At 65.9% G+C, this 15217-nt stretch carries 12 protein-coding genes and 3 tRNA genes; 8 read left to right on the top strand and 7 right to left on the bottom strand.

Translation table 11 applies throughout. The features are described 5' to 3' along the window. Positions 1–44: 44 nt before the first annotated feature. The 4 genes from G370_RS0108735 to G370_RS0108720 form a co-directional block, all read right to left on the bottom strand. A tRNA-Ala gene (locus tag G370_RS0108735) sits at positions 45–120 on the bottom strand. Between the two features lie 184 nt (positions 121–304). Next, positions 305–380 (bottom strand) — tRNA-Glu (locus G370_RS0108730). A 54-nt stretch (positions 381–434) separates the two neighbouring features. Continuing rightward, positions 435–510 (bottom strand) — tRNA-Ala (locus tag G370_RS0108725). 89 nt (positions 511–599) lie between these two features. Further along, positions 600–1013: a heavy metal-responsive transcriptional regulator gene (locus G370_RS0108720; protein ID WP_019660249.1), complete on the bottom strand. Its 414-nt coding sequence runs from the start codon at positions 1011–1013 to the stop codon at positions 600–602. A 184-nt stretch (positions 1014–1197) separates the two neighbouring features. Here G370_RS0108720 and G370_RS0108715 point away from each other — a divergent pair, with 184 nt between their 5' ends. The 8 genes from G370_RS0108715 (at position 1198) to G370_RS0108680 (ending at position 11211) form a co-directional block, all read left to right on the top strand. Continuing rightward, positions 1198–2265 carry a GlxA family transcriptional regulator gene (locus G370_RS0108715; protein ID WP_019660248.1) on the top strand — a complete coding sequence of 356 codons (1068 nt, stop codon included), beginning with the start codon at positions 1198–1200 and terminating at the stop codon, positions 2263–2265. Between the two features lie 80 nt (positions 2266–2345). Beyond that, positions 2346–3149 carry a TlpA disulfide reductase family protein gene (locus G370_RS0108710; protein ID WP_019660247.1) on the top strand — a complete coding sequence of 268 codons (804 nt, stop codon included), beginning with the start codon at positions 2346–2348 and terminating at the stop codon, positions 3147–3149. 30 nt (positions 3150–3179) lie between these two features. After that, positions 3180–4022, top strand: coding sequence for a thiol:disulfide interchange protein DsbG (gene dsbG, locus G370_RS0108705; RefSeq protein WP_019660246.1), 843 nt, complete (start codon positions 3180–3182; stop codon positions 4020–4022). A gap of 513 nt (positions 4023–4535) precedes the next feature. Then, on the top strand, positions 4536–5984 hold the full coding sequence (locus G370_RS0108700) for a DcaP family trimeric outer membrane transporter (RefSeq protein ID WP_019660245.1): 1449 nt from the start codon (positions 4536–4538) through the stop codon (positions 5982–5984). A 76-nt stretch (positions 5985–6060) separates the two neighbouring features. Next, the gene (adiC, locus tag G370_RS0108695; RefSeq protein WP_019660244.1) at positions 6061–7413 is read left to right on the top strand and encodes an arginine/agmatine antiporter; all 1353 of its coding nucleotides are present in this window, start codon (positions 6061–6063) and stop codon (positions 7411–7413) included. 20 nt (positions 7414–7433) lie between these two features. After that, entirely contained in the window at positions 7434–9722 is a 2289-nt protein-coding gene (locus G370_RS0108690) for an Orn/Lys/Arg family decarboxylase (protein ID WP_019660243.1), read from the top strand. 28 nt (positions 9723–9750) lie between these two features. After that, on the top strand, positions 9751–10653 hold the full coding sequence (locus tag G370_RS0108685; RefSeq protein ID WP_019660242.1) for a cation diffusion facilitator family transporter: 903 nt from the start codon (positions 9751–9753) through the stop codon (positions 10651–10653). A 123-nt stretch (positions 10654–10776) separates the two neighbouring features. Further along, positions 10777–11211, top strand: coding sequence for a RidA family protein (locus G370_RS0108680; RefSeq protein WP_019660241.1), 435 nt, complete (start codon positions 10777–10779; stop codon positions 11209–11211). Here the strand turns inward: G370_RS0108680 and G370_RS0108675 are convergent. From G370_RS0108675 to G370_RS0108665, 3 genes are read right to left on the bottom strand one after another with little or no spacing between them, the layout of a single operon-like run. After that, positions 11208–11921, bottom strand: coding sequence for an energy transducer TonB family protein (locus tag G370_RS0108675; RefSeq protein WP_019660240.1), 714 nt, complete (start codon positions 11919–11921; stop codon positions 11208–11210). The genes G370_RS0108680 and G370_RS0108675 overlap by 4 nt on opposite strands. Next, positions 11914–12714 carry a ChaN family lipoprotein gene (locus G370_RS0108670; RefSeq protein WP_019660239.1) on the bottom strand — a complete coding sequence of 267 codons (801 nt, stop codon included), beginning with the start codon at positions 12712–12714 and terminating at the stop codon, positions 11914–11916. Before G370_RS0108670 ends, G370_RS0108675 begins: the two co-directional genes overlap by 8 nt. Then, on the bottom strand, positions 12701–15172 hold the full coding sequence (locus tag G370_RS0108665) for a TonB-dependent receptor (protein ID WP_026347051.1): 2472 nt from the start codon (positions 15170–15172) through the stop codon (positions 12701–12703). Before G370_RS0108665 ends, G370_RS0108670 begins: the two co-directional genes overlap by 14 nt. Positions 15173–15217 lie beyond the last annotated feature (45 nt).

Here is a 15217-nt window from a genome sequence, read left to right as displayed (position 1 = left end):
GAAAACTTCAAGTTGTAGAACCTTCGACGGCCTAATGTCGAAAGTGGTGGAGCCAAGCGGGATCGAACCGCTGACCTCCTGCATGCCATGCAGGCGCTCTCCCAGCTGAGCTATGGCCCCGTGTTACCGAGCCGCCTATCATACCTGCGTGTTCACCTTTGTGGAAGCTTTTTTCGAGCTTTTTTCGTTTCGGTTCAACCGCGGCCACGGGGGCAGGGGAACCGCTACGCCACAACCTGAATGCCGGTAGGCGGTGAACAAAAAAGACCCGGTTATCGGCCGGGTCCTCGTTGTTCGTGATGAGTGGCGTCCCCACGGGGATTCGAACCCCGGTCGCCACCGTGAAAGGGTGATGTCCTAGGCCTCTAGACGATGGGGACGCAATTCTCATCAATGTTCTTTAGCGACCTTTCGACGGCCTAATGCCGAAAGATTGGTGGAGCCAAGCGGGATCGAACCGCTGACCTCCTGCATGCCATGCAGGCGCTCTCCCAGCTGAGCTATGGCCCCACGTCGCTGAGGAGCGAAATAATAGCCTCGCCCCAGGGGGTTGGCAAGCATTTGTTGCACTTTTCTTCACGCGCGTTGCGACGCCGATATCAGTCCGCTGTCGCCTGCGCAGCGTCGTCGGTCAGCGCCGCCAGGATTGGGCACTGGTCCAGTGTGCCGTGGCCGGGGCAGGCGTCGACCAGCTGCGAAAGTGCGGTGTGCATGCGTTGCAGCTCCGTCATTCGCTGTGAGATGTCCTGCAGGCGTGCCTGCGCGGTATCGCGCACGCTGGCCATGTCCTGTGAGTGGTGATCGCTCAGTGCGAGCAGATCGCCGATCTCTTCCAGGCTGAAGCCCAGTGCCTTGGCGCGGCGGATGAATCGCAGCCGGCGCAGGTCCTGCTCGCCGAAGATGCGGTAACCGCCCGCCGAGCGGGCAGCGGTCGGCAGCAGCTGCTGCCGTTCGTAGTAGCGCACCGTATCGATCGGCACGCCCGCCTGGCGGGCCAGTTGTCCAATGTTCATGGCGGATTCCTGCGGATGCTGCCGGTCATTTTGAAGGATGGAGTCTGGTCGAGAGTCAAGGCTGGGTCCGGGGGCGCGCATTCAGGGCACTTTGCAACTTTCTTCATAGCCCCGCCGCTGGCCCAGTTCCTACCCTTCGCCTGAACCGGCCGTTCGATGGCCTGCAACGAAGCGAGGAGGGGCTGTGGAAGGATTCAGGAACGAAGGATTCGTCGAGATCGCGGTGGTCGAGTACCCCGGAGGTGATCCGTCCGCCGCCTCCGTTCTGGCCGAAATGGCGCACGTTGCCAATCGCCTGGCCCAGCAGCAGCGTCGGCCGTTCAAGCGGGTGCTGGTCACCCGCTGGATCGTGCCGGCCAGCCAGACCGGTGTGCATCGTATTGCCGGTGCGGAAATGCTTGATGCGGCCATTCCGGCCGTGATTGCGGTTCCCGGCCAGATCAGTGCCGGCGCGTGCCTGCGCGCGGACGAGGTCCTGCTGGACTGGCTGCGCGCACACTACGACGGCGGCAGCCTGCTGGCCGCTGCCAGTGATGGCGTCAGCGTGCTCGCACGGGCAGGGTTGCTGGCGGGACGCACGGTCAGTGGCCCCGATCTGGGGCGCCATCCAGGCCTGCTGGCGCAGGCAGCGAGCTGGGTGCCGAGCGAGCGGGCACTGGTGGATGACGGCGACCTGCTGACGGTCGGTGGGGTCCAGGCCTGGCGCTTCCTGGGGCTGCGCCTGCTGTACCGGCTGCATGGGCAGGGCGTGGCCAGCGCGGTCGCGCAGCAACTGGGCATCACCGTGCCCGCCACGATCCAGCAGGATCTTGAACGCTTCAGTGCCAACTTCGCACATGGCGATCGTGATGTGTTGAAGGCGCAGCGCTGGCTGCACACCACGGCCGCACGCGGCGCCACGCTTGCCGCGATCTGCGAGGTTTCCGGGCTGGAGCCGCGCACGCTGCAGCGGCGGTTCCTCAAGGCCACCGGCCTGCGGCCGATCGAATACTGCCAACGGCTGCGCATCGCCAAGGCCCAGACCCTGTTGCAGCAGGGAGCAGGCATCGACGAGGTGGCCTGGGGCGTCGGCTACGCTGACCAGAGTGCTTTCCGCAGGTTGTTTCTACGCATCGTGGGCATGACGCCAGCCAACTATCGGCGTCACGTCAACAGCAAGCGCCGCGAGCGGCCGTTGATGCCATCGGTGGCGGGCAGCCTGCGTGGGCTGCAATCGCCGTCGGTGATGCAACACGGGCGAAGCGCGGCCTGACGGCGCCAACATCGTCGCGCTTGCAACCGGGGCGCGACACTTCGACCATGCAGTCAGTGGACGATTGAACAGGTGGCTTGATGTCGAGCGTTGGGCCGGTGCCGATGCCGGTGGTGTTGATTCTCGCGTGCGTTTTTCTGGCGATGGCTGTGGCTCGCCTGTGGTCACGCAGGAAGGACGGCATGCCGCTGCCTTCTGCACCCAGCATGGTTCTGGACATGTTGCTGGTCGGCCTGCTGTGCGGCCGCATCAGTTTCGTAGCCTTGAACTTCACGCTGTACCGCGAGGCGCCGTGGGGCATTCTGCAGATTGCCGATGGCGGTTATCACCTGGTGATCGTCCTGGTTGCGGGATTGGCATGGGGGCTGTGGCGACTACGCCCGTGGCGGGCGTTACGCATGCCCGTGCTGGGCGCGTCGTTGGCAGGGGTGCTGCTGTGGGCGGGTGGCAGCCAACTGCTGTCCGCATGGCAGGCGCGGCAGATGCCCCTGCCAGCAGTGCAGGTTGCTGACCTGGAGGGGGGCAGGGTTGATCTGCAGCAGTTCCGTGGCAAGCCACTGGTGTTGAACCTCTGGGCCAGCTGGTGTGGTCCCTGCCGACGCGAGATGCCGGTATTGGCAGCCGCGCAGGAGGCGCATGCGGAGGTGCAGTTCGTGTTCCTCAATCAGGGTGAAACCCTCGACGAGGTCCAGGGTTTTGTTGCGCGCGAACGCCTTATGCTGGACAACGTATTGCTGGACGGCGACGCTGCGGCTTCTACGGCGCTGGGCGCGCAGGCCTATCCCTCGACCCTGTTCTTCGACGCGGAAGGGCGCCTGCGAGAGCTGCACCTCGGCGAACTGACGGCAGCCGGTCTTGAACACAAACTGCGTCGGCTGCGGTAGCCTGCGCGGGCATCTCACTACGGAGTTCCCATGTTGTCGACTTCCCTGCGCGCCGCCCCCGCGGTGCTGTTGCTGCCGGTCCTGCTGGCATTGGCCGCCTGCAGCCAGGCACAGACGCCGCCGGGCAAGAGCGCTGCGCCACCGGCCGCGAGCGCCGCAGCTGCTGCCAACAAGGGCGACCGCCCTGCGGTGCTGAAGGGCATCGAGAAGCACGGTTTCGAGGTCGTTGCCGAGTTCGATGCCCCCGAAGGCCTGCGGGGCTTCGCTGGCGTGGTCGGTGGCCAGCAGCCGGCGGCGGCCTATGTCACTGCCGATGGCAAGCACGTACTGGTCGGCAGTCTGTTCGACGCGGAAGGCAATGATGTATCCGCAGAGGCGGTTGAGAAGCTGGTCGCCTCGCCGATGTCCGCCAGGATGTGGAGCAAGCTGGAAGCCAGCGCGTGGGTGCCTGACGGCAAGGCCGATGCGCCACGCGTGGTCTACACCTTCAGCGATGCCAATTGCCCTTACTGCCACAAATTCTGGGAGGCGGCGCGTCCGTGGGTGGATGCAGGCAAGGTACAACTGCGCCACATCATGGTCGGCGTCATCCGTGAGGACAGTCCGGCCAAGGCGGCAGCGATCCTCTCGGCGCGTGACCCGAGCGCGGCCCTGCTTCAGAACGAGCACCAGTTCGACCGTGGCGGCATCAAGGCCCTGCCGAGCATCAGCCGCGACATCGCGGGCAAGCTCGACGCCAACCAGGTGCTGATGGTCGAGATGGGGTTCCAGGGCACGCCGGGTATCCTGTTCCAGGATGCGCAGGGCCAGGTGCAGCGCCGCGCCGGTCTGCCGCAGGGGGATGACCTGCAGACGGTGCTCGGCCCGCGCTGATCTGAGCCTGCATCATGATGTCGACCACAGGCCCGCATGGTGACGTGCGGGCCTGTTGCGTTCCAAGCCCCAGGCGAACACAACTGCTTGCGCATGGGCTGTTCGTCGTCACGGCTGAATCGTGACTGAGATCAAACATCGCGCCTTGATTCCAATCAAGGCCAAAAACGACAGGCGGACTAGCCTGTGACGCATGGAATACAGCGTCAACGCGCCATGGATGCCGCGCCGCGGCTGCCCGGATGCGGGCAGGTCGGCACAGCCATTCACGACACTCTCACTCCCTGATTGTTACCCAGACTGCTGCGGTCGCCACCTCTCTGGCTGCGCGGCCTTGATGGAAGCGACATTGATAGAGGCAGGGCAGTGTCATTGTCCTGTTGTCTGCCGCGTGCAGGCTGACTGGTGTCGTCGACGCAGTACCCGCATTTCCAGCAACGGCAACGCGAGGCCAGGGCGGCGCATGCGTGCGCTCCGGAACCGTGATGCGAGTGTTCGTCCGGGGAGGATGCAATGCGTTTGGCAGTACTGAATCTGGCATGTCTCGGGGCACTGGCGGTCATGCCGGCGTACGCGCAACAGGGTGATGCGCAGGATGCGCAGGCATTGCGGCGTGAGATTGCCGCCATGCGCCAGGCGCTGGAAGGCATGCAGCAACGGTTGGATCGGCTGGAGCAGCGGGATCATGCGCCTGTGCAGGCGCAGCCGCAGGCACAGGCGAAGCCCGGAGCGTTATCTTTCGCCCCCACAGCGGCCACGACGGGGGTGATCCATCCCACCCAGGTGCCGGGTGTCGCCCAGCCCGTATTGCCACAACGCGATTCGGTCGCCGATCCATCCACGGCGGCATCGCGTCCGGACAGTGCCGCGGGCCCGACCGATCCCGATCTGAAGGGGTTCTTTGCCATTCCCGGCACTGATACGGTGATCCGCATCGGCGGCTATGCCAAGTTGGATGCCATCGCGGATTCCCGCGCAGCCGGTGACGAGGACCAGTTCATTCCTTCGTCGATGCCGGTCGGTGGCAGCCACCGTGACGTGTCCAACTTCAACATCCACGCCAAGCAGACCCGCTTCAGTTTCGAGGCGCGGCGCCCGACCACGCACGGCAACCTCCGCTTCTACCTGGAAAACGACTTCTTCGGCAGCAGCGATGGCTACGAATTCCGGCTGCGTCACGCCTATGGCCAGCTCGGTAACACCTATGCCGGCTATGACTATTCCAGTTTCATGGATCCGGACAGCCTGCCCGACACGCTGGATTTCGCTGGTCCAGGCGGCGCGGGCTATCTGCTGGTGGCCGGCATCCACCATAGCTTTGCGCTGGGCAAGGGCAACACTCTGACCGTCGCCGCCGAAGATCCGAAGACCGAACTTGCCGGTGCCAGCGAAGAGCGCGCTGCAGTGAACCGTCTGCCGGACGTGACCGTCACTGCGCGCATGGAACGCGACTGGGGCCACCTGCAACTGGGCGCAGTGGCACGCAGCCTGGCATACGACGGTGACAACGAGCGCGACCGGCGCATGGCTGGCGGCGTGCAGTTGAGCGGCTCGGCGTCGGTGGGCGAGCGCGACCTGCTGTTGTTCGGTGCGCTGGGAGGGCGCGGTCTCAGCCGCTATACCGCCGACCTGACCGGCTCCGGGCTGGACGCGGTGGTCGGTGCCGATGGCCGCCTCGACGCGTTGGACCTGCACGGCGGCTTCGTCGGCTATACCCACTACTGGTCCGAGCTGTGGCGATCGAACCTGATCTTCGGCCAGCTGACCCTGGAGCGGAATGCCGCACTGGCGGCCGATGCCTTCCGGCAGAGCCGGTACGGCGTATTCAACCTGATCTGGAGCCCCGCGCCGTCGTGGACGATGGGCATGGAGCTGCTGTACGGCCGCCTGGAACAGCAGGGCGGCGCACGCGGCGACACGGTCCGGGTGCAGGGCAGCCTGCAATACAACTTCATCAAATAGGCGCCAGCGGTCGTAAGCCAGCGCAACCGTCCCCACGCCCGGTGCTGCCGGGCTGATGCCAGTACCGGAGATCGTCATGGCAGAAGCAAAGAAAATCGGGGTGGTCGGAGCCACCTTCCTCGTCGCCGGCAACATGATGGGCTCAGGCGTGTTCCTGCTGCCGTCCAGCCTGGCCAAGATCGGTACCGCCTCGATCTGGGGCTGGCTGATCACCACCGCCGGTGCGCTGCTGCTGGCCTTCGTGTTCGCCAAGCTGGGCAAGCTCGCCCCAAAGGCGGGCGGTCCCTATGCCTACGCGCGCGACTGGTTCGGGCCGTACATGGGCTTCCAGACCAACACCATCTACTGGTTCGCCAACTGGATCGGCAACGTCGCCATCCCGATCGCGGCGGTGGGCTATTTCAGCTATTTCTTCCCGATCCTGTCCGAGCCACTGGTGCGTTGCATCGCGGTGCTGGTGCTGGTGTGGGCACTGAGCTTTGCCAACGTGATCGGCCCGGCCTTCGTCAGCCGCGTGCAGACGGTCACCACCAGCTTTGCGTTGGTGCCGATCCTGGGCATCGCCATTTTCGGCTGGTTCTTCTTCGATGCCGACATCTTCAAGGGCGCCTACAACGTGTCTGGCGAGTCGAACTTCGGTGCGATCTCGAGCGCCGCGGCACTGACCCTGTGGGCCTTCATAGGCGTCGAGTCTGCATCGGTGACTGCCGGTGTGGTCGAAAATCCGGAGAAGAACGTCGCCCGCGCGACGCTGGCCGGCGTGTTCCTGGCTGCCATTGCCTACATCGCCAGTTCCTCGGTAATCATGGGCATGGTGCCGAACGCGGAACTGCAGGTGTCCGACGCACCGTTCGCGTTGGCCGCGGCCAAGGCCGTCGGTGGCTGGGGCGGTGCACTGGTCAGCCTGTGCGCGTTCATCGGCGCGGCCGGTTCGCTGGGTGGCTGGATCCTGCTGACCGCGCAGAGTGCCAAGGCGGCCTCCGATGATGGCCTGTTCCCGAGCATCTTCAGCAAGACCAACAAGGACGACGTGCCGGTCAAGGGCGTGCTGATCGTAGCGGTGCTGATGACCCTGGCGGTGCTGGTCACCTCCACCTCGGAAACCGCGTCGGCACAGTTCGACGTCATCACGTCGGCCGCCGTGGTACTGACCCTGCTGCCCTACATCTACTCGTGCGTGGCCTGCTACTTCGTGGTCGAGCGTTCGCACACCCTGGTCCATACCGGTGCGTTCTGGACCCTGACCAGCCTGACCGTTGTGTACTGCCTGTGGGCGATCTACGGCTCGTCGGGAACCATCGTGCAGTACGCCTTCCTGTTCGTGCTGTTCATCACCGTGTTCTATCCCTTCTTCAGCGAGGAGCGCCGCCAGCAGCGGCAGCGCGCCCGCGAGGCATCGGCCATCAGCGCCGGCGCCCGGCGTTCCTGAGTTCGACAAGGAGAATCAACGTGTACTTCAAGTCCCTGGACTATCCGGTCATTGTCATCGACAACGACTACGAGTCGCCGCGCATCGGCGGCATCCTGATCCGCGCCCTGGTGGAAGAACTGCGCAGCAACGACCAGCGCGTGCTGTGCGGCCTGAACCTGGATGATGCGCGCGCCGGTGCCCGCACCTACGTGGCGGCCTCGGCAGTGCTGATTTCGATCGATGGCAGCGAAGAGGTGGATGGCGAGTTCCAGCGCCTGACTGCCTTCCTGCGTGAGCAGAGTGCGCGCCGCGCCAACCTGCCGGTGTTCCTGTACGGCGAGCGCCGCACCATCGAGAAGGTGCCGAGCAAGCTGCTCAAGTACATCCACGGCTTCATCTTCCTGTTCGAAGACACCAAGAGCTTCATCTCGCGGCAGGTGATGCGCGCAGCCGAAGACTACATGAAGAACCTGCTGCCGCCGTTCTTCAAGGCGTTGATCCACCATGCGGCCGAGTCGAACTACTCCTGGCACACGCCGGGCCATGCCGGCGGTGTGGCGTTCACCAAGTCACCGGTGGGCCGTGCATTCCACCAGTTCTACGGTGAGAACACCCTGCGCAGCGATCTGTCGATCTCGGTGCCGGAGCTGGGCTCACTGCTGGATCACACCGGCCCGATCAAGGATGCCGAGGAAGAGGCGGCGCGCAACTTCGGTGCCGACCATACCTTCTTCGTCACCAATGGCACCTCCACCGCCAACAAGATCGTCTGGCATGGCACGGTGGCGCGCGGCGACGTGGTGTTCGTCGACCGCAACTGCCACAAGTCGCTGCTGCATGCGTTGATCATGACCGGCGCGGTACCGGTGTACTTCACCCCCAGCCGCAATGCACACGGCATCATTGGCCCGATCAGCCTGGATCAGTTCACGCCGGAATCGTTGCAGCAGCGCATCGCCGCCAATCCGCTGGCCAGCAAGGCCTATCAGGCTGGCTCCAAGCCGCGCATCGCGGTGGTGACCAACTCGACCTACGACGGCCTGTGCTACAACGCCGAGAAGATTGCCGACGAAATCGGCAGCGCGGTCGATTTCCTGCATTTCGACGAAGCCTGGTACGCCTACGCCGCTTTCCATCCTTTCTACGAGAACCACTACGGCATGGCCAAGGGCAAGCCGCGTGAGCAGGATGCGATCATCTTCACCACGCATTCCACCCACAAGCTGCTGGCGGCGTTCTCGCAGGCGTCGATGATCCACGTGCGCAACTCGGCGCAACGGAACCTGGATGCCGAGCGCTTCAACGAGTCGTTCATGATGCATACCTCGACCAGCCCGCATTACGGGGTGATCGCGGCCTGTGACGTGGCCTCGAAGATGATGGAAGGCGATGCCGGCCGCTCGCTGGTGCAGGAAATGCATGACGAGGCGATTGCCTTCCGCCGCGCGATGCTGCATGTCCGCGATGACCTGGGGCGCGACGACTGGTGGTTCAGCGTATGGCAGCCGACCAGGCTCGAGCGCAGTCTGGACAAGGGCGATACGCCGGCGCCGATGGTGGCCAAGCGCGAAGAGTGGTACCTGCAACCGGACGCACACTGGCACGGCTTCGAGAACCTGGTCGACGACTATGTGCTGATCGACCCGATCAAGGTGACCCTGCTGACCCCAGGCCTGGCGATGGACGGCAGCATGGGCAAGCTGGGCATCCCTGCGGCGGTGCTGAGCAAGTTCCTGTGGGGCCGCGGCATTACCGTGGAGAAGACCAACCTGTACTCGGTGCTGTTCCTGTTCTCGATGGGCATCACCAAGGGCAAGTGGAGCACGCTGGTCACCGAACTGATGGCATTCAAGGAACTGTATGACCGCAACGCGCCGCTGAGCCAGGCACTGCCCACGCTGGCGGCTGATTATCCGAACGCGTACGCCGGTTGGGGCCTGCGCGACCTGTGCGACGCGCTTCATTCGTTCAACCAGGAATTCGCCGTGGCCAAGGTGATGCGCGAGATGTACGTGGATCTGCCGACACCGGTGATGACCCCGGCCGACGCCTACAACCACCTGGTGAAGGGCGAGATCGAGCGGGTCGATATCGAGCAGATCAGTGGCCGTATTGCGGCGACCATGCTGGTTCCGTACCCGCCGGGCATCCCGACCATCATGCCGGGCGAGCGCTTTGGCGACAGCGATGAGCCGATCATCCAGTCGCTGCGCATCGCCCGTGAGCAGAATGCCCGCTTCCCGGGCTTCGAGTCGGACGTGCACGGGCTCATCATCGAGCACGACGGCGACGTGACCTCGTACAAGGTGGAGGTACTGAAGGCCTGACCGGCGACGGTCGGCCCTTCGGCGAACGATGGATACCGCGCGCGAGCAACGCATCCTGAAGTTCTCGATCGGGGTCACCATCGCGGTCAGCGTGGTCGGCTTCAGCGGTGGCCTGCTGGTGGGATCGCAGGCCATCCTGTTCGACGGCGTGTACAGCCTCGTCGACGTTGCGTTGACCCTGGTGTCGCTGTCGGTACTGCGGCTGGTGGCGCGGGAACAGAGCCCGCGCTTCCAGTACGGCTACTGGCACCTGGAACCGATGGTCGAGGCACTGGGCGGGGTGATCCTGTCGCTGGCCTGCGTGTATGCGCTGGCCAACGCCGTGATCGGCTTGACCACGGGCGGGCACGAGGTGAAGTTAGGGCCCGCGCTGTGGTGGGCGGCATTGCTGAGTGCCAGCAACCTGGCGATGGCGGCGTTCGTCGCCCAGCGGGCGCGGCGCCTGCGCTCGGCGCTGTTGTGGCTGGATGTACGGGGCTGGCTGCTGGGTGGGTTGATGAGCCTGGCAGTAGTGCTGGCCTTCATACTGGCCCTGGTCCTGCATGGCGGTGAGTGGCACCACTGGGTGCCGTATCTGGATTCGATCGTGCTGGCGTTGATCAGCCTGGCGGTATTGCCGGTCCCGGCGCGCAGCGCGTGGAAGGCCATGCGTGAAGTGCTGCAGGTTGCGCCGGACGATCTGGACCGGCGCGTGCAGCAGGTGATGCAGGCGTTCGTGGCCGAGCGTGGCTACCTCGGTTTCACCAGCCACGTGGCGAAGATGGGGCGGATGCGCTTCATCGAGATCCATGTGCTGGCTGATCCGGCCACGCCGCTCGGCTCAGTGGGGGAGGTCGATGCGATGCGCGACGAGATCGCCGTGCGGCTGGATGCGCGGGGCAGCACGTTCTGGCTGACCATCGATTTCACTGCCGATCCGGCGTGGACGTGAGCCGGGATCTACACGTGGGCGCGATCGTTGCGCGTGGCGGACCGGTCTGTTGCACCGGATCTGTTTGACCTGAACCAATGTTGAGGTCGCAGACTGCCTCGCATCCCCCACGAGGCGCGCGGCATGAACCTGTTGACCACCCCGGGCCTCGGCCATGGCCTGCTGGAACTGTTCAATCCTGCGGGGCTTTACGATCCTTCGGCCAACGGCTACTCGCACGTGGCGGTGGTGCGCCTGCCCGCGCGGGTGATCCATATTGCCGGGCAGGGCGGTGAGGATGCCAATGGCCATCTCTCCCCCGGTTTCGAGGAACAGGTCGGGCAAGCGCTGGACAACCTGGAGATCGCGCTGCGGTCGGCGCAGGCAAGCCTGGCCGATGTCGCACGGTTGCGCATCCTGGTGGTGGACCACGACGAAGACCGGCTGGGCATCATCGCCCATCAGGTGCGGCGGCGCTGGCCGAACCGCTCGGCGCCCACCTGCACGCTGATCCCGGTGCCGCGGCTGGCGCTGGACGGCATGCTGTTCGAGATCGAGGCGGAGGCTTATGCCGCCTAGCGCAGGTAGTACTCCACCGGCACCACCAGCTCCTGCGGTGCCTTCAGTTCATCGGGAATGGGCGGCAGCGGCTGCGCGCGACGGAAGGTCTGCAGCGCGGCGTCATCGAGCATCGGCTGGCCACTGGACTGCTCCAGCCGCAGCGCCAGCAGGCGACCTTCGCGGTCGATGCTGGCCCTGACCCACGCAGTGCCCTGCTGCCGGCGCGAGCGCGCGGCGGCAGGGTAGTAGCGGTAACGCTCCAGCCGCGCCATCAGGCGGGCTTCCCACTGGTCGCTGGCGGCGCCGGCCTGGAAGTCTGCCGGTGGCGCGTCTGGAGCGGGCGGCGCGGCCGTGATCGATGCCGGTGCGGGACTTGCATCGGTCGCGGCCGCAGGCGGGGCGACTGGCAGTGGCTGGCGGCCCGTCCCACCCGTTTCGCTGGCGGCCAGCTCTCCCTCGCGTGCCGCCGTAGGCTTGGGTGGCGGCGGCGACTTCGTGGGCTGCGAGGCGCGGGCCTGCTGCGCCTGGCTGGGGGTCTCGGCCTGGCGTTCCTCCACCGGTTGCGGCGGCGTGGCCGGTGCCAGCAGGCGCAGGCTGATGCGCACGTCCTGCTCGGGCGGCGGCAGCAATGGCGGCATCGCGACCCAGTGCACCAACAGCAGCAGTGGCAGCAGATGCAGGACGACGGTGATCGCGATCGCCTGCCAGTGTTGGCCACGCTCACTCATCGTCCAGCACCCACAGCAGATCGGCATCAGCTGCATCGACGGTTTCACCCGGTGAAGCCAATGCGATCACCAGCGCAGGCGTATCCTGTGACAGGTAGCCCGGTACCCCGGTACCGCGCAGTACATGCCAGCGACCTGCTACCAGCAGCGCTGGCGCGGGCGCATCGAGCAGCACCCGCGCCATGCGCGTATCGCGGGCCTGTTGCACGGCCAGCATCCCTTCCAGCATCGGTGCCGCGTCTGCGTGCTGGGCCAGCACCACCGCCGACAGGCGCTGGCGGGCAGCGACCACCGGGAATCGCACGCCCTCGGTCGAGGTCAGCAGCGCGTTGACCTCGGCACGCGACAGGTTTCCGCCGAACAACGGCGTGCCTGCATCGGCAGCCTCCCGTACCAGCCCGCCATACGCGGCCCACGGCCAGCGCGTATCCCAGTCCAGCAGTTCCCGCAGGCGTGCACCTTCGGCCTGGTTGCCCTTGGCCAGCCAGCGCTGCACCCGCTGCAGGCGTGGCTGGCGCTGGCTGGCGATCATTTCCAGCACCAGTGAACCTTGCGGGCGCTGCCGCTTCAGGGCCTGCAGCAGCCAGCGCTGGGCGGCGTGGTCTCCGGCGAGATCATGGCGTTCACCCAGCAACAGCCGCTGGGCGTCCGCCGCGCGTGTCACGAATGCGGCTTCGTCCAGGTGCTGGCCAGTGGCCAGGTCGATCACTGTGCCGGGCACCGGCTGCGCGCCAGCCACCGCGGCCAGCGCGAGCAGGCATACGGGCAGCCAGCGACGGCTAGAACGCCACATTGACGCCCATCGAAACGGTGCGGCCACGGCCGTTGCCGCGGTCCAGGATCGGGCTGAAGATGCTGTCGATCGAGGCATTGTTGTCATAGGCCTTGTTCTGCAGGTTTTCGATGTTCAGCCACAGCGTGGTGTTGGCCTGGGGCTTGAAGCTCGCGTAGAAGTCCAGCAGCACGCCGGTGCCGCCGGTCTTGCGGGTCTGGAAGAAGTCGTAGCCTTCCTCGGTCGGCCCGGAGTACTCGGCGCGCAGGCCGGCCTGCACGCGCTGCTGCCACCAGCGGCCGCCCACGTCCAGCGTCCAGTAGCGGTCGGGCAGGGAGGTGATGTCTTCCAGGTTGACGAACTCGATGGCCGGCGCACTGGTGTGCGAGCGGGTCCAGCTGAGCGTGGTGTGGTAGTGCTCGCTGGCGTAATGCGCTTCCAGTTCGATACCGCGCATGCGCACCACGCCGGGGTGGTTCATCCAGCGCGTGGTGGTGCTGAAGTCGTCCACGTCCAGTGCATCGGTCCAGGCAGTGAGTTGCGGATCGCCGTCGATCGGCACCACGAACGGTTCCACTTCCGGCGGATGCACGATCAGCAGGTACTGCGGCTTGATGTAGTCGCGGATGCGGTTGTCGAAGCGGGTGACCCGCAGCTGCGCCAGGTCGCCGTCGACCAGCAGCGAGGAGGCGCTGAGGTTGGCGCCGAACTGCAGGTTGCGCGATCGCTCACGGCGCAGGAACGGGTTGGCGCCAACGCCATCGGCATCACTCATGCCTTCCAGCGGGATCTTCTCGAAGAACATCTCCTGCACGCGCGGCGGACGCGACGTCCGCGAGACCTCGGCGAACAGCTGCAGCCAGTCAGTGGCCTGCAGTGAAACCGCCAGGCTCGGGCTGAGTGCGCGCTCGCTGCGCCGCACGTCGATGTCGCCGCCATTGATCTCCGCGCACTGGCCGGGTACATCCGAGCACACCGGGATGTGGCCACGGATGCCGAAGCGGTCCTGGCGCAGGCCGGCAGTCAGCGCGTAGATGTCGTACTGCAGTTCCAGCGTGCTGAACACGCTGTCCAGCTGGCTGCGACCCTGCGGGTTGGCACCGCGCAGGATGGGCGTATCGGCCACATAGATGTCCGACTGGTGCTTGATGCCGGTGTTCCAGCGCGCCTGCAGTGCGCCGATGTCGAAGCGACTGGTGTTGTCGACGGTCCAGCTGCTCAGGCTGCTGTGGGTGCGGCGGCCGATGTAGCTTGAATCTTCCACCGGCGGATAGAACAGCCGGGTCTTGTTGCTCGCGAAGGTCGCGCGCAGGTCGATCCATGGCGAATAGGGCGTGTACTGGTAGCTGGCGCGCTGGTTGCGCGCGGAAATCTGCCACGGGTAGTTGTGGTAGAAGTCGTTTTCGTAACGCATGTGGCTCAGGTCGAGCCGATGCTGGTCGCTGGGCTGCAGGCGTGCTTTCAGCAGCCAGCTGCTGGGCTGCTGGCTGCCGGGGTCGGCGCTGTTCTTCTGCCCACGCGCGGTCGCGTATTCGCTGCTGCGGCTGCTGCTGGCGGCGGCCAGCAGGCCGAACTGACGGTCGCCACCTTCTTCGCTGTGGCGCCATGCACCGGCGAAGGTGCGGCCGCTGCCATAGCCGTTGTTGCCATGGCGATAGCCGGCGCGCAGGCCCCAGTCACGGCCCTCACTCAGCAGATCGTCGATATCCAGGGTGCGGAAGTTGGCACTGCCGGCCAGCGTACCAGCGCCGTCACCGCCAGCGACCGCACCGCGCTGCACGTCCACACCGGCCAGCAGGAAGGGATCGACATAGGCGAACGGACCGCCCGAACCATGCCCGGCATTGTTGCGGAAGGTCTGGGTGACACCGTCGATCATGGTGTTGACCCGGCCGGCACCGGTCATGCCGCGGATGTTGACCTGCAGGCCCGGCTGGCTGCGCGAATGGAAGCTGTGGGTGCCGGGCATCGAACGCAGCAGGCTGTTGCCATCCTGGCGTTCGGCCATCGCCACGCGCTCGCTGCCGACCGAGGGCGCAAAGCCATCGTGGGTGACCGATACATATTGGCTGGCACCGGCCCCCGGTGCCTGGCCGTGCGCGGTAGTGCCCTGCACCCGCAGCGGGCCGGTGCGACGGCTGCCATCGGTGCGTTCAGCCGGCGCCGGTTCCAGGGCGGCGCGGCGCGCATCGACGAAGCGCGGTCGCAGGCCGCTGCCTGCCAGCAGGCGCGACAGGGCCTGCGCATCGTCGAAGTCACCGCGCAGAGCAGGGGCCGAATGACCGGCAGGCAGCGCCGCGCCGATCACCAGATCAACACCGGTCAGCCGGCTGTAGGCGTCCAGCGCGGCCGCCAGCGGCTGGGCGGGCAGATCGTAGGTACGTGTGGCGGTCTGTGCGTGGGCACTGCCGGGCAGCAGCGGAAGGGCGCTGGTGCAGGCCAGCGACAGGGCGAGGACAATGGGGCGGGGGCACAGCATCGGGGGCTCCAGGGGCTGACGCAGAACGTCGTCATCCTGGGGAGA

This window comes from Stenotrophomonas hibiscicola ATCC 19867 (assembly GCF_000382065.1).
GTDB classification, from domain to species: Bacteria; Pseudomonadota; Gammaproteobacteria; order Xanthomonadales; family Xanthomonadaceae; genus Stenotrophomonas; species Stenotrophomonas hibiscicola.
The sequence above is the reverse complement of the archived record's forward strand: the minus strand, read 5'-3'. Positions and strand labels throughout refer to the sequence as shown.

Bases quoted from the DNA above. Each gene is read 5' to 3' on its own strand.
- adiC (WP_019660244.1), top strand. From the start codon at position 6,061: ATGGCAGAAGCAAAGAAAATCGGGGTGGTCGGAGCCACCTTCCTCGTC.
- G370_RS0108670 (WP_019660239.1), bottom strand. From the start codon at position 12,714: ATGTGGCGTTCTAGCCGTCGCTGGCTGCCCGTATGCCTGCTCGCGCTG.
- dsbG (WP_019660246.1), top strand. From the start codon at position 3,180: ATGTTGTCGACTTCCCTGCGCGCCGCCCCCGCGGTGCTGTTGCTGCCG.
- G370_RS0108720 (WP_019660249.1), bottom strand. From the start codon at position 1,013: ATGAACATTGGACAACTGGCCCGCCAGGCGGGCGTGCCGATCGATACG.
- G370_RS0108680 (WP_019660241.1), top strand. From the start codon at position 10,777: ATGAACCTGTTGACCACCCCGGGCCTCGGCCATGGCCTGCTGGAACTG.
- G370_RS0108665 (WP_026347051.1), bottom strand. From the start codon at position 15,172: ATGCTGTGCCCCCGCCCCATTGTCCTCGCCCTGTCGCTGGCCTGCACC.
- G370_RS0108685 (WP_019660242.1), top strand. From the start codon at position 9,751: ATGGATACCGCGCGCGAGCAACGCATCCTGAAGTTCTCGATCGGGGTC.
- G370_RS0108675 (WP_019660240.1), bottom strand. From the start codon at position 11,921: ATGAGTGAGCGTGGCCAACACTGGCAGGCGATCGCGATCACCGTCGTC.
- G370_RS0108700 (WP_019660245.1), top strand. From the start codon at position 4,536: ATGCGTTTGGCAGTACTGAATCTGGCATGTCTCGGGGCACTGGCGGTC.
- G370_RS0108710 (WP_019660247.1), top strand. From the start codon at position 2,346: ATGTCGAGCGTTGGGCCGGTGCCGATGCCGGTGGTGTTGATTCTCGCG.